The 13,740-nt window shown below is 64.1% G+C and carries 5 protein-coding genes; all 5 read right to left on the bottom strand.

Going from position 1 to position 13,740, the window contains the following annotated elements; genetic code table 11:
• Positions 1 to 236: 236 nt before the first annotated feature.
• Positions 237 to 4,406, bottom strand: coding sequence for a DUF7507 domain-containing protein (locus CSC94_RS23405; RefSeq protein ID WP_133123067.1), 4,170 nt, complete (start codon positions 4,404 to 4,406; stop codon positions 237 to 239).
• A 144-nt stretch (positions 4,407 to 4,550) separates the two neighbouring features.
• Entirely contained in the window at positions 4,551 to 5,834 is a 1,284-nt protein-coding gene (locus CSC94_RS23400; protein WP_165784574.1) for a DUF7507 domain-containing protein, read from the bottom strand.
• 436 nt (positions 5,835 to 6,270) lie between these two features.
• Entirely contained in the window at positions 6,271 to 10,839 is a 4,569-nt protein-coding gene (locus CSC94_RS23395; protein ID WP_165784573.1) for a beta strand repeat-containing protein, read from the bottom strand.
• Between the two features lie 403 nt (positions 10,840 to 11,242).
• Positions 11,243 to 13,282: a LamG-like jellyroll fold domain-containing protein gene (locus tag CSC94_RS23390; protein ID WP_099308789.1), complete on the bottom strand. Its 2,040-nt coding sequence runs from the start codon at positions 13,280 to 13,282 to the stop codon at positions 11,243 to 11,245.
• A gap of 152 nt (positions 13,283 to 13,434) precedes the next feature.
• On the bottom strand, positions 13,435 to 13,740 hold a 306-nt coding region (locus CSC94_RS23385), incomplete at its 5' end, for a DUF7507 domain-containing protein (protein ID WP_133123062.1).

The following is a 13,740-nucleotide window of genomic DNA, read 5'->3' as shown; positions in this document are numbered from 1 at the left end:
GACCCTTCGCCGCCAACCGTGATCACGAAGGCATCGTCATCCCCCGCCGACGCCGGCAGAGCAACCGCCAACGCAAGTAGGCTCGCTGCCCACATCGCAACCGGCCGCAGACGCAGCCGTCGTTCCTGTCCATGCTCAATCATCGCTCGACCCGCACACTGGTCATTGCATTCAATTCCCCAGCCGCAAATCACATGCGCGGCTGAGGAGGCCCCGTAGTCGGCTCTACAGCCGTATCATCGGCGTTCCCGCTGGATGTCGATCATCAGGTCGTATGGCGAGCCCGCCGCGCGCCACCGTTTCTCGACTTCCTTCCGGAATGCCTTCATCCGTGCACCTGCAACTTCCCCCGTTTGCGACGTGCGATAGACGACACTCAGATAAGAATATTCACTCTTGAGGATGCCGATCAGTCGATCCAGACCGGCCTCCCATTCCTTCGCGAGCTGATCGGTTCCAGGGATGAACGCGCCATCCTTGAGATCCAGCCGGACCTGGCGGCCAGCCGCGGCACCGAAGTTCATCTCGACCATCTTGCCGGCGGTCAGACGCATGACGCGCGGGTTTTCCGTCGTCAGGCGATAGCCGGTCGGCAAGGTCCGCTCATCCAGCTTGAGGATGAAATTGGACCCGATCTCCTGATCCGGCAGATCGGCGCAGGGCACGTGGAACCGGCCATGGCGGTCTGTCTTGATCAAGCCACCCTTGATCGTTGCCAGGCGCACGCCGGCCAGGCCCTTCTCGCCCTGGTCCTGGTACCCGTTGCCATTGGCGTCGTCGAAGACCTTGCCGATGACATCCGAGCAATCGAAGACCGGTTCGGCCGTCAGTTCCACCGTCGCCTTGGCAGTCGGTGCCAGTGCCCTTCCGGACGGATCGGTCACGTCGGCTCGGTTGACATATTCGCCGGGACCTGCAGAGGCCAGCGACTGCAGGCTCAGCGTGATCTCGATGGTCGCATTGGGACCCAGCGGCTGAAGGCCGAAGTCGATCCGCGCTGCCGAAACGGTCGGCGTCACCGCGGTTCCGTTCACCCTTGCCGTGCCATCGACATAGGCAAAACCGGGCGGGGTCCGGTCGACGATCCGCACCTGTCCGGCATCGTCGGCGGACTTGTTGGTCACGCGGATCGTGTAACCCATCCGTTCACCGCGGCGCAGCGTCGGCGACGCGGCGACCTTGGTGATCGACACGTTGCCGGTCGATGCGAAGGGATCGAGCGGAATGTGATTGTGGATCACGTTCGGATCACCCGACTGCATAAGCAGCGCCAGCAGATAGGGCAGCGTGGCCGGACCGGACGGAGGCGTGGCCTCTGCCGCCGGCTGGCATGCGCCGCCGGGCACCGCATCGAAGACGCAGGCGGTGATATCCAGCGGACCCGACAGCGGTGGATGGTTGGCGGACGGCGTCGATGCGTAGCCCGCAGGCGCCTGGACCGTGATGCGATATTCCGTCTCCGTTGTCGGGCAGGCCGCGTTCGCGCCGGGGAAGATATCGAAGCGATATCCACCATCGGCCGTCGTGACCTGGTTCTGCTGTGCCGGATCGACAAAGCAGGCGGAAGGAAGCGCATTGCCGCCGGCGTCCGTCATCGTCACCCGCGCTCCGGAGACCGGCGAACCGGTCACCGAGTCGTAGACCACGCCCGACGGGTCGATCGGCATGTCCTGGTCGGCACGGTTCTCACCGGGCGCCATTTCCATGTTGGGAATGCCACCGACAGCCGTTCCGGCCTTGTCACGGAAGACAATCGAGTAGTTGCGGCCCGGTATGACGCCAGTGAACACGTAGGCACCATCGGAACCGGTCGTGACCGACTTGACGACATTTCCGTCCGCATCGACCAGTTCCACAGTGTAGTCGGCATGGACCGGATCCGCACCGGCGTCATAGATGCCGTTGCCATTCGCGTCGGTGAACACATAACCGGTGATCGTGGCCATCCTGACGTCGATGATCGCGGTATCGCCAACCGGACCGAACGATCCACCACCCGGCAAACCAGCGAACACATCCACCGCGTCAGACACCTTGCCGTCCGCCATGTCCGCATCGCTCACAGTATGGGTCGCAATACAGATCTCCTGGCCGCCGGGCTGCAGAGCCGGAACCGGAGAGCCGGACGGACAGGTGACCGCATCGGCGGTCATGTCGACCGGGTTCACGTTCAACAGCGTCACGTTGCCCGTGTTGGAAATCGTGATCGTGAACTCGACCTGATCGCCAGCCCTGGTGAAATCGACCGACCTTCCGGCCTTGACGACCGTCATGCCCGGCGCACCGGTGATCGGCGTGTCGGTCGGGCCGGTGCCGTTGGTGGCGTCGTTGTCGTTGTCCGACATCGCCGTCTGATCATCGGTGTTGCCCGGCGAGGACCCCTTCGCCGTCGCCTGGTTCGACACCGTGCCGGCGTCCACGTCGGCCTGGGTGATCGTGTAGGTGCCGGTGATCGACGTGTCCGTGGCCCCCGGAGCCAGGCTGGCCAGCGGGCTGCCGCTGATCGTCAGGCCCGGCATCGGGTCGCTGACGGAGATGTTCGTCAGCGTCACGTTGCCCGTGTTGCGGATCGTGAACCGGTACGAGATCGTGTCGCCCGCATCCGTGCGGCCGTTGCTGTTGTCGTCGTTGACCGTCGCGGTCTTCCCGAGCGTCATCGACGGCGCACCGGTGATCGGCGTGTCGGTCGGGCCGGTGCCGTTGGTGGCGTCGTTGTCGTTGTCCGACATCGCCGTCTGGTCGTCGGTGTTGCCCGGCGAGGACCCCTTCGCCGTCGCCTGGTTCGATACCGTGCCGGCGTCGACGTCGGCCTGGGTGATCGTGTAGGTGCCGGTGATCGACGTGTCCGTCGCCCCCGGGGCCAGGCTCGCCAGCGGGCTGCCGCTGATCGTCAGGCCCGGCATCGGGTCGCTGACCGAGATGTTCGTCAGCGTCACGTTGCCCGTGTTGCGGATCGTGAACTGGTACGAGATCGTGTCGCCCGCATCCGTGCGGCCGTTGCTGTTGTCGTCGTTGACCGTCGCCGTCTTCTCGAGCGTCATCGAGGGGGCACCGGTGATCGACGCTTTCGTCGGATCGTTCGACGGGTCGCCGTCACCGCTGCTGTCGGTTGCGCCGTTGTCATCGTCCGACACCGCCGTCTGGTCATCGGTGTTGCCCGGCGAGGACCCCGTCGCCGTCGCCTGGTTCGACACCGTGCCGGCGTCGACGTCGGCCTGGGTGATCGTGTAGGTGCCGGTGATCGACGTGTCCGTCGCCCCCGGGGCCAGGCTCGCCAGCGGGCTGCCGCTGATCGTCAGGCCCGGCATCGGGTCGCTGACCGAGATGTTCGTCAGCGTCACGTTGCCCGTGTTGCGGATCGTGAACTGGTACGAGATCGTGTCGCCCGCATCCGTGCGGCCGTTGCCGTTGTCGTCGTTGACCGTCGCCGTCTTTTCGAGCGTCATCGACGGCGCACCGGTGATCGGCGTGTCGGTCGGGCTGGTGCCGTTGGTGGCGTCGTTGTCGTTGTCCGACACCGCCGTCTGGTCATCGGTGTTGCCCGGCGAGGACCCCTTCGCCGTCGCCTGGTTCGACACCGTGCCGGCGTCCACGTCGGCCTGGGTGATCGTGTAGGTGCCGGTGATCGACGTGTCCGTCGCCCCCGGGGCCAGGCCCGCCAGCGGGCTGCCGCTGATCGTCAGGCCCGGCATCGGGTCGCTGACCGAGATGTTCGTCAGCGTCACGTTGCCCGTGTTGCGGATCGTGAACTGGTAGTCAATCGTGTCGCCCGCATCCGTGCGGCCGTTGCTGTTGTCATCGTTGACCGTCGCGGTCTTTTCGAGCGTCATCGACGGCGCACCGGTGATCGACGCTTTCGTCGGATCGTTCGACGGGTCGCCGTCACCGCTGCTGTCGGTTGCGCCGTTGTCATCGTCCGACACCGCCGTCTGGTCGTCGGTGTTGCCCGGCGAGGACCCCGTCGCCGTCGCCTGGTTCGACACCGTGCCGGCGTCCACGTCGGCCTGGGTGATCGTGTAGCTGCCGGTGATCGACGTGTCCGTCGCCCCCGGGGCCAGGCTCGCCAGCGGGCTGCCGCTGATCGTCAGGCCCGGCATCGGGTCGCTGACGGAGATGTTCGTCAGCGTCACGTTGCCCGCGTTGCGGATCGTGAACTGGTAGTCAATCGTGTCGCCCGCATCCGTGCGGCCGTTGCCGTTGTCGTCGTTGACCGTCGCCGTCTTCTCGAGCGTCATCGAGGGGGCCGCAACCTCAACCGCGACATTCACCGTATCGGATGGCGGTGTCGCCAGCGTGCCGCGGACGGGTGTGCCTGTCGCGGTCGCCGTGTTGTCAATCGTCGCGTAGGCCGGCCCGGCGGCTCCAGCGGCAAATGCCAGCAGGAGCGACAAGGCAGCCCTTTTCATCCAGTTTCCCACACGCTTCGATTTGGCGGCTTCGATCACGTTCGGCACAGCTTCACCCGGTCCATTTGCCTGGCCACAGGTCCGCACGACCCTGGCCGATCCCCCAAGAGGCGCTGGCCCTGAACCGGCCAGCGCCGCGTTTCCTTACTGCAGGTTGTCGACGTCGTCCTGCGTGACCGTGTAGGTCGCCGTGAACTTGATCGAGTCGCCCGGATAGAGCGTAGACCAGATGCCGTCGTTCGCGGTCGCATCAACGTTGGAGTCGCCGCGCGGATCCGTGTTGTCGACGATCACCTCGCTGGCCGGCAACAGGGCCCCGGCCACACCCTTGTGGGTGTCGGCGACGGAAACGTTGTCGATCCGGACGTTGCCCGTGTTCGTCACGAGATAGGTGTAGGTGATGACGTCACCGGCCTTCGCGCCGGTGGTGATGTCGGCCGTCTTGTTGATCGTCAGCTGCGGATCGGCGGCCGCCACCGTGACCGTCTCGGTAATCGTATCAGTGTGATCAAAGACATCGACCGGCCCCGCGGGGGCGTCGTATGTCGCGTCATAATTGACTGTGTTGACGATGTCGGCACCAGAATCGATATCCGCCTGGGTCACGACATAGCTGGAGGTGAACGTGATCGAATCGCCCGGATAAAGCGTATCCCAGATCCCATCAACGGCAGCGTCCGTTGACGCCCCGCGCGGATCGGCATCACTGAGAATGGCTTCATTCGAAACCGGCAGCGCACCGGTCTGCCCCTTGTGCGTATCCGTCAACTTGATGCCCTTGATGGTGACATTGCCCGAGTTGACCACGGTGTAGGTGTAGACGATGGTGTCGCCCGCATTGCGCAGGGTGTTATCATCGGCCGCTTTTGTCACCGTGAGCGCGGGATTTGCCACCTCGACCGCGACGCTCTGCGTATCGGTGAGCGTGCCGCCGAGCGTACCGCCAGCCGGCGTGCCAGACACCGTCGCCGTGTTGTCGATGGTCGCAAATGCCGGCACAACGCCCGTCATCGCCATGACCGTCGCAATTGCCGTGCTCGTCAACCGCCTGCGCAGGAAGGACGAAGCCGGTCCTGTAGTTTTCTGAATCATCGCCATGTTTTCCCAAACGCCCCCTTCATGCCGCGCCATGCGTGCACGATTAATGTGAGATCCCAGATTGTCCCGAAGCCGGGCGTACGGCAACAGCCGCGACACCACGAGCCAAACGGACGGAACGCGCAACTCGGACACCGGCAGCGCCTGAAGCGCCGCCATCAAGCCGGAAAAAGAAAGGGTGCCGAAGATCAAACCGGGCCGAAAACCAAGCCACGACCAACCGGCCGGCGCACAGCGCGACGACCAATCCCGGCGAACAGGATCCTGCGATCCCGCATCAGGTTGACGACAAACATGGCCGTGCGATGCACGACAGATTCGGGTCTTCACGGCCCAGCCCCCTCGCCTTCGCGCCACAGCGGCGCCTGGCTTTTCCGGAACACACTTCCCTGACCACCACGGGCCAAGGCAATCTGCTCCGCACACATCCGGCAAATGTCGTCCGCACAACGAATCACTTGCCACAGCCATTAGAGAATCATCAAACTAATAAAATGTGAATACGCACATCCGAATTAACGATCATTATTCACATTTTCACCCAAAAGATTCCCTATTCACAGTAATATTATACATTTCTAAATTAGGTGTACTTGCTACTCTGCGATTTTGCCGCGAACTTGTACGGAACCACATTTACGCCGTGCGAATTCCAGCAATCGAATCGGTCTCGCTTCTTATAAGTTGCATGGAAATCGTTATCAACCGTTTAAGTTGTATATCCGATCAGCACAACCCATTCGCCGCCACCGGGAACGCGGACGGGCTATTGCAACGTGTCCACGTCCGCCTGGTGAACCAGGTAATCCGCGGTGAAGGTGATGGTATCGCCCGGCGCAAGGGTATCCCAGGTCGGCCCTGCGTTGTCCGCGTCCGTGGAATCGCCCGTTGAGGCACCTGCGTCGCCGGTCAATGATACGGAGACAGGGTGGCCCGGATTTGCGCCCGACAGGAAGGCTGGATCATTGCCGTTCGTCGTGTCGGAGACCGAAACAGCCTGCATCGTGATATTGCCGGTGTTCGTGACCGCATAGGAATAGCGGATCACGTCTCCCACACCGGCCTTGCCGTCACCATTGGCGTCGGTCACGAACACATAGGTCTTGGCTATGGACAAGGCCGGTGACGCGGTGAGGGACACCGTCACGCTGCCCTCGCCGGACTGAATAGTGCTGGCGCCGCTTGCGCCTTCCGCATGGGCCGTGTTGGTCACGCTTCCGGAATCAAGATCGGCCTGGACGAGGGTGTAGGCCGCGGTCGCGATCCAGGTCTCGCCCGGATCGAGCTGGCCATTGCCGTTGGTATCGCCGCTGTCGGGCGCCGATACCGTCACTGTGCCGATCCGGTCGTCGATCACCTTCACGGCCGTCAGGGCCGCGGCGTTGGAGGATGGCGCGGCGATCGTGAACACGTAGGCCACCGTATCGCCGGCACTGTCCCCGCCAGAGGAGTCGACATCGGTGTGGATGCCCTCGGCCTTGGCAAAGGTGATCGCGGAACTCGCGGTCGCCGTGAGGGCGGCGGACGCGGCAGGCGCGACGCCGCCCGACGTCGACAAGGTCGATGTCGTGTTGGTGTAGGCGCCAGCGGCCGGCACCGTGACATCGAAGGCGATGGTGCAGGATCCGCTGGCCGGCACCGAACCGATCCGCACGTAGACCCCGACGTCACCGGCAGCCAGATTGGCACTGTTGGCGGGATTTCGCACCGCCGAGCCACAGGTATTGGTCAGGTTGACCGGCGAGGCGACGACCATCTGGCCCGGCGCCGCCGGGAACGTGTCGGTAAAGGCGGTGCTCGGGATCGACACGGTGACGGCATTCGGATTGGTCAGCGTGAAGGTCATGCGGACCGGCGTGTCGGTCAGCGTGGTGGATGACGCGAACGCCTTGGTCATGGTCACCGGCGCGAGAACGGTGAGATTGGCGGTATTGGAAGGACTGCCCGCCGCGATCGTCTGGTCCGACGATACACCGGACGCCTGGTTCGGATGCGTGCCCAGCACGTTGGAGGTGACCTGCAGGTCGATGTAACAGGATGAGGAAGGCAGCAGGCTGATATCCGAGAACGTGACGCTCGCTCCCCCGACGGCAGCGTCATGGCGATAGCCGGTGCAGGTTCCGGTGACCGAGAGCGGCGCACTCACCGTCATGTCCGTCAGCGTATCGCTGAACGCCAGGCCGGTCATGCCGCCGGGCAACAGCGAGGCCGCGTTCGGATTGGTCAGAGTGAAGCGGATCGTGGTCCGGCCATCCTGCGCGATCGACGTCGTCGTGAACACCTTGGCGATGCGCGCGGGTTCGACGACATTGAGCGTCGCGATGGCAGCGTCCGGATTGGTTGCGCCGGAAAGCGTGGTCAATGCACCGATGGGCAGGGTGTTGGTGTAGGTGCCGGTGACCGAGGCGGTTACCTGGGCGGTCACCTTGCAGCCCCCTTCGGCCGGGATCGTTCCCCCGCTCAGCTGCAATGTTGCGCTTCCGCCGGACGTGCCGGTGGTGACAATGCCGCCGGCGCAGGTGGTCGAGGGCGTGCCGGTGATGGTCAGTCCTGCCGGCAGCGTATCGATGAAGGCCGGCGACGCCCCTGTCTCGTCATTCGGTGCGACGTTGGTGTTGAACAGGTCGACCGTCAGTGTCGAGGTCTCGCCAGCGGCAATCGTCGAGGGGCTGAACCCCTTGCCGAGGTTGATCTGGCGACCAACCGTGAGCGTCGCGGCGACTTCCGACGGGTTGGTCACCCCTTCTGCCGAGACGACATCGCCCACCAGAATCCTGTTGATGTGATTGCCGCCCTTGTAGCCGGTGACGTTGAACTCGAAATAGCAGGTCGCGGCCTTGTCGATCTGGGCATTTGCAAGGGTGATGGCGGTATCGCCCGGGTTGCCCGTGAAGGTCCCGCCACGGCAACCATTGCTGTTGGGAACGCCGGCGGTATCGGTGAAGGTGGGATTGACGTTGGAATAGAGCCGCAAATCCGTTCCGGTGAAGGCATCCGTCAGGCCCACGCCCGTCAGGTTTATGGCCGTCGCATCGAGGTTGGAGAAAGTGATGCGCACGCGCGACGGTCCGCCGCCATTGACGGTGGTCGGCGTGAACTGCTTGTTGACGGTGAGCTGGGTCTGGATCCGGGTCAGCGTCGCGTTTGCAGCCGTGTAGTTTTCCAGCTGGTTGTAGGGCGAAGGCTGCACCGTATCGAGGGCGGAGAAGTTCACCGGCGAGCCGTGCGCGTCGCCCGGGATTGTGTTCGTGGCCGACTGGGACGAAGACCCGTTGGTGATGGCCGGCGCCTTGACGTTGACGTAGATCTGGCAGCGCGACGTGTATCCGGTGTAGGGCAAGATGCCGCCGGAAAGAACAATCGACGTGGCGCCGGGCGCGGCCGCAAGCGTGCCGCCGCAACCGTTGACGACATTCGGATCGGCGGCAATCACATGACCGGCCGGGAGGGTGTCGGTCAGCGCCATGTCGGTGCTGGAGCGGCTTCCGTATGCGAGGCGGGCAATATCGATCTTCAGCCGCGAGACGCCGTTCGCGCCGACCGTGGAGGGCGTAAAACTCTTCGTGATGGTGATGGCCGGCGTCATCTTGGTGACCGCCGAGACGACCTGCGGATAGGTCTGGCCCGGATTTGTCGGCGTGTCGAAGGTGATCCCCCCGACCGGGATGCTGATGGTCCGGTTGCCGATCGGGTAAATATCGGCCTGCGAGATGAGGTAGACGGAGAACGTGCAGCTTGCGCCGGCGGCCAGCGTGACGTTCGCCAGATTGAAACTCGTGGCATCCGCGGTGACATCATTCGTTCCGCCGCAGGTGTTGGTCCCGATCCCGGTTCCAGCGATCCGGACGCCGGAACCGATGGTCGCGACATTCTCGGCGAGATCGATGTTGCTGATCGTCAGGCCGGTCGGGTTGTTCAAGGAGATGGTCAGGAGGTTCTCGTTGCCCTGGATCCAGTTTCCGCTGTTGCTGATTGCCTGCGAAACCTCCAGCAGCCTGTCCGAAACGGAGAGCGTCGCCGACGTGCCATAGTGGATGAATCCGTTGATCGTGCCGGCAGGAATGCTGTTGGTATAGGTGCCGGCAGCATTGATCCGGACGGTCGCGGTGATCGCGCAGAAACCGAACTGGGGTCCCGGCGCGTTCAGGGCGCCGCCAGTCAGGGTGCCTCCGGAAAGCAGGATCTGCGTTCCGTCCGTGGTCGCCGTGCCGCCGCAGTTGTTGGAATCGATGCTGTCGACGGTCATGGCCCCGCCGGTGATGACCGGCATGACATCGGTCAGATCGATATTCGACACAGCCAGTGCATTCGTATTGGTGATCCGGATTTCCAACGTGACGGTCGGGCTCTCGTTCAGGTTGATCGCCGTCGTCGGACCGCCATTGAACGTCTTTCTCAGGCCGATCCCGGTGTAGGTGACGATCCCATGAGTGGCCGTGGCGATGTTCGAGGCCCCCTGGCTCGTCGTGACAGCGCCGACCGGAATGGTCATCGTCTTGTTGTCGTTGCTTGGCTGAGCCGGGTAGGTGGTCGGCTCGATGTCAAAGGTGATTTCGCAGGTGCTGCTCGCCGGCAGCGTTCCGCCGGTCAACTGCACCCGTGTCGATGGGTAGCTCGTCGCCGACCCGGTGCCAACCACGGTTTCGGAAACGGTTCCGCTGCCACAGGTGGTCGTCGCGGTGCCCGGGACGGCGCGGATGTTGCCGGCATAGGTCGCCAGGTCGACCAGGAGCGACGCGCTATCCAGCGGCACGGGGTTGGGATTGCTGATCGTCACGTGCATCGGGGCCCGGTCACCGCCCTGAACCGTGGATGACGTCCCGCCGCCGTCCAGATCGGTCGATATGGCGACGGTCACGTCCTGCAGGATGACGGCAAGCGTGCCCTTGGCCGCCTGGGTGTTCGAAACCGACAAACCGCCGTCCAGACCGGACACGCCGCCAATGTCGATCTGGTTGACATAGGTGCCCTTGAGATCGGACAGAACATCGACAGACACGGTGCAAGTGCCCGGATTGGTGCCGTCACCAGCCGGGATGGTGCCGCCGGTCAGTGTGAGTTCGCCACGGGCCGCCGTGTTGTTCGTCGATACCGTGCCGCCGCAGGTGGTGGTTGCATTGGGCGCGGCCGCGGCGAAGACGTGGTCGGGAAAGACATCGGACAGCTGCGCGGCCGTCACCGGCGAAAGCGAGGAGTTCTGGAACGACACCGTCAGGCGCGAGATCTCTGTCGGATAGACCGTTCCTGGCGAGAAGCTCTTGTTGACGTCGATGGCGGCATCGGCACCGCCAACGGCTCCAAAGCCAAACATCGCCAGCGCGAGGCCTCGTGCCAACGCCAGCCGCAAACATCCCATTGTCACCGTCACTGCCCCCACGCCTGAAAGGCGACAGTCTGCGCCAGATCGTGGCGGCAGGACTGCCCATCACCTCGCCATTGCCTTTCATCCGGCCCTGCCGCAGCCAAGAGCACACTTCATGGCAACAGTCGTTGTCACGGGCGAATCAAAAGCTTTTTCACTGTATCAAACTCTCAATCCCCGGAATATTCCTTAATCTCCAATCCGCACGGCAATGAAATTGACTGTAAATCAAATGGAAATCCATCAATTCTTTGAAACATGAAATTTATTAAGTACGTATATTCAAATATACGCACATCCACCAGGCCGAACCCGCCCCGCCTGCCGATTTGCATGACCATCGCAAACCAGACTGCATCGTCAGCCGGCGGCCGCGCTATTGAAGCGCGTCGACGTCGGCCTGCACGACCGAATAATCCGCCGTGAAGGTGACGGTGTCGCCCGGCGCCAGCGTGTCCCAGACCGGGCCGGCGTCGTCGGCGTCGGTGGAATCGCCCGTCGTGCCGGCGTCGGTCGTCAGCGAGGCGGTGACGGGCTGGCCCGGACTGGCGCCGCCAAGAAAAGCGGGATCGTTGCCGTTGGTCACGTCGGAGACGGAGACGTTCGCGACATTGACGTTGCCGGTGTTGGTGACCGCGTAGGCGTAGCGGATCACGTCGCCCGCGCCGGCCTTCCCGTCGCCATTGGAATCCGTGACGAAACTCCAGGTCTTGGCGACGACGAGGGCCGGTTGCGGGTTGAACACCGTGACGGCCTCGACCAGGTCGTCGCCGGAGGTGGTCGGATCCGGCTGGCCGCCCGCGGCGGCGGTCGCCGTGTTGATGATCGTCTGGCCGGCCTGGCCTGTATCGACGGTGGCCGTGAGGTCCAGCGTCACCGGTGTGCCATTCACCACGTCGCCGATGGTCCAGACACCGGTCGCGCTGTCGTAGGTGCCGGCGCTGGGCGTGGCAGAGACGAAGGTCAGGCCCGCCGGAAGCGGGTCGGTGAGCGAGACGCCGGTGGCGGTGCCGCCCGCCGTGGCCGTGGTGACCGTGATGCGGTAGGTGACGGTTTCGGCCTCCCAGGGTGACGCATTGGTGGAGGACAGCGTCTTGGCGGTGACCAGGTCGACCGGTTCGCTGTTGTCGCGGAAGCTCAGGTCGGTTGCCAGCGGCGCGGCATTGGAGCCGTTGGCGAGGGTGTCGCCGTCCAGGTCGGGCAGCAGGAAGGCGGTCCCGTCATGGGCCAGCCCGTTGGGATCGCCATAGGTATCGGCCGCCTCGGCGGCGCTGTCGAGGCCGTTCGCCCCCACCGCACCCGACAGTGTGAACCCGCTTTCGGCGGCATCGCTCCTGCCATCGTTGTCGCTGTCGGAATCCTTCATGTCCCAGGTGCCATCGCCATCGGTATCCACCGGCGCACGGCTCAGGTTGATGATCTGGCTGACTTCGGCGGCGCTCAGCGCCTTGTTGTAGAGACCGATGGCGTCGTAGGCACCGCGCAACTGGTAGTCCGCGCTCCAGTTGGACGCGCCGAGATAGAGCTTCGACCATGTCGCGTAGTCCGGTCCCGAGGGCATGGCGGCGCTCGCCGCCAAGCTGCCGTTGATGTACAGCCGCGCGGCCGTGGGAGAGACGGTCACGGCATAGTGGACCCATGTGCCGGTGCCGACAATGCCGACGAGGTGGTTGGTCGCGCGCAGGACGGTGTGATTGTTGCTGCCCGTGTAGACGTGGACGATCAGGTTGTTGGTGTTGCCCTCGCGGGCAAGGACCACGTTGTTGTTGGCCGCCCCGCCGCCAAAATCGAAGACGCGATCCCAGTAGCCGCCGAGCGCATCCCAGCGCACCCAGCCGGTGAATGAGAACTGGTTTGTCGACGTCAGGCCCGGGATGCTGGCGATGCGCGCCTGGGGCGACGCACTTTGGGTGTTCGCCGTCAGTTGCAGGCCTCGCGTGAGGCCGGACCTGCCCTGCCCCAGGGTGACAAGAGCAGAACCGGACAGGGTGATGGTGGACCCGCCGGCGATGTCGGATGTCGCACCGGGTTCGAAATCGTAACCGGCGACCGCACCGAAGGCGGCAAGCGAGCGCGCCGTCAGGTCGGGCCGGAAAACGTGGTAGCTGTCATCGAGCCCGTCGCCGTCCGTGTCCGTTCCGGATGGCGCCAGGTAGCCGGCCGTCGACTGCCACTCGATGTTGTCGGGAATGCCATCGTTGTCGGCGTCGAGATCGAGCGTATCGGCAATACCGTCGGCATCGGTGCTTCCAGTTCCCTCGACGAGATCCGGCAGGCCGTCGTTGTCGTCATCGATGTCGAGGGTGTTGTCGATACCGTCGCCATCGGTATCGATGGCGAATGCGTGATCGAGCGAAACGAGACCGGCTGCCAGGAACAGGACGAGAACCGCGAGGGCCCTGCAAGGGCGCGCCATTCCGACGCCCCGTTTCACAACAGCCCTAACCATGGAAACGCCCCCGTTTCACTTCGAATCAAGAATGCACACGGCCACAAGCATAGGGACAGATGCCCGAAGCACCAAGGCGCGCGTTTTGCGCATGGCCAAACAAGCCTGAACGCACATCGCTACTGCAGCGCATCGACGTCGGCCTGCACGACCGAATAATCCGCCGTGAAGGTGATGGTGTCGCCCGGCGCCAGCATGTCCCAGGTGGGGCCGGCGTTGTCGGCGTCGGTGGAGTCTCCCACTGTGCCGGCGTCGGTCGTCAGCGAGACGGCGACCGGCTGGCCCGGGCTGGCGCCGCCGAGAAAAGCGGGATCGTTGCCGTTGGTCACGTCGGAGACGGAAACGTTCGCCATCGCGACATTGCCGGTGTTGGTGACCGCGTAGGCATAGCGGATCACGTCGCCCGTCCCGGCCTTGCCGTCGCC

Origin of the sequence: Zhengella mangrovi, from assembly GCF_002727065.1 — a bacterium.
GTDB classification, from domain to species: Bacteria; Pseudomonadota; Alphaproteobacteria; order Rhizobiales; family Rhizobiaceae; genus Zhengella; species Zhengella mangrovi.
The sequence above is the reverse complement of the archived record's forward strand: the minus strand, read 5'-3'. Positions and strand labels throughout refer to the sequence as shown.

Excerpts from the sequence above, each read along its gene's own strand:
- CSC94_RS23405 (WP_133123067.1), bottom strand. The coding sequence starts at position 4,406 with ATGAAAAGGGCTGCCTTGTCGCTCCTGCTGGCATTTGCCGCTGGAGCC.
- CSC94_RS23390 (WP_099308789.1), bottom strand. The coding sequence starts at position 13,282 with ATGGCGCGCCCTTGCAGGGCCCTCGCGGTTCTCGTCCTGTTCCTGGCA.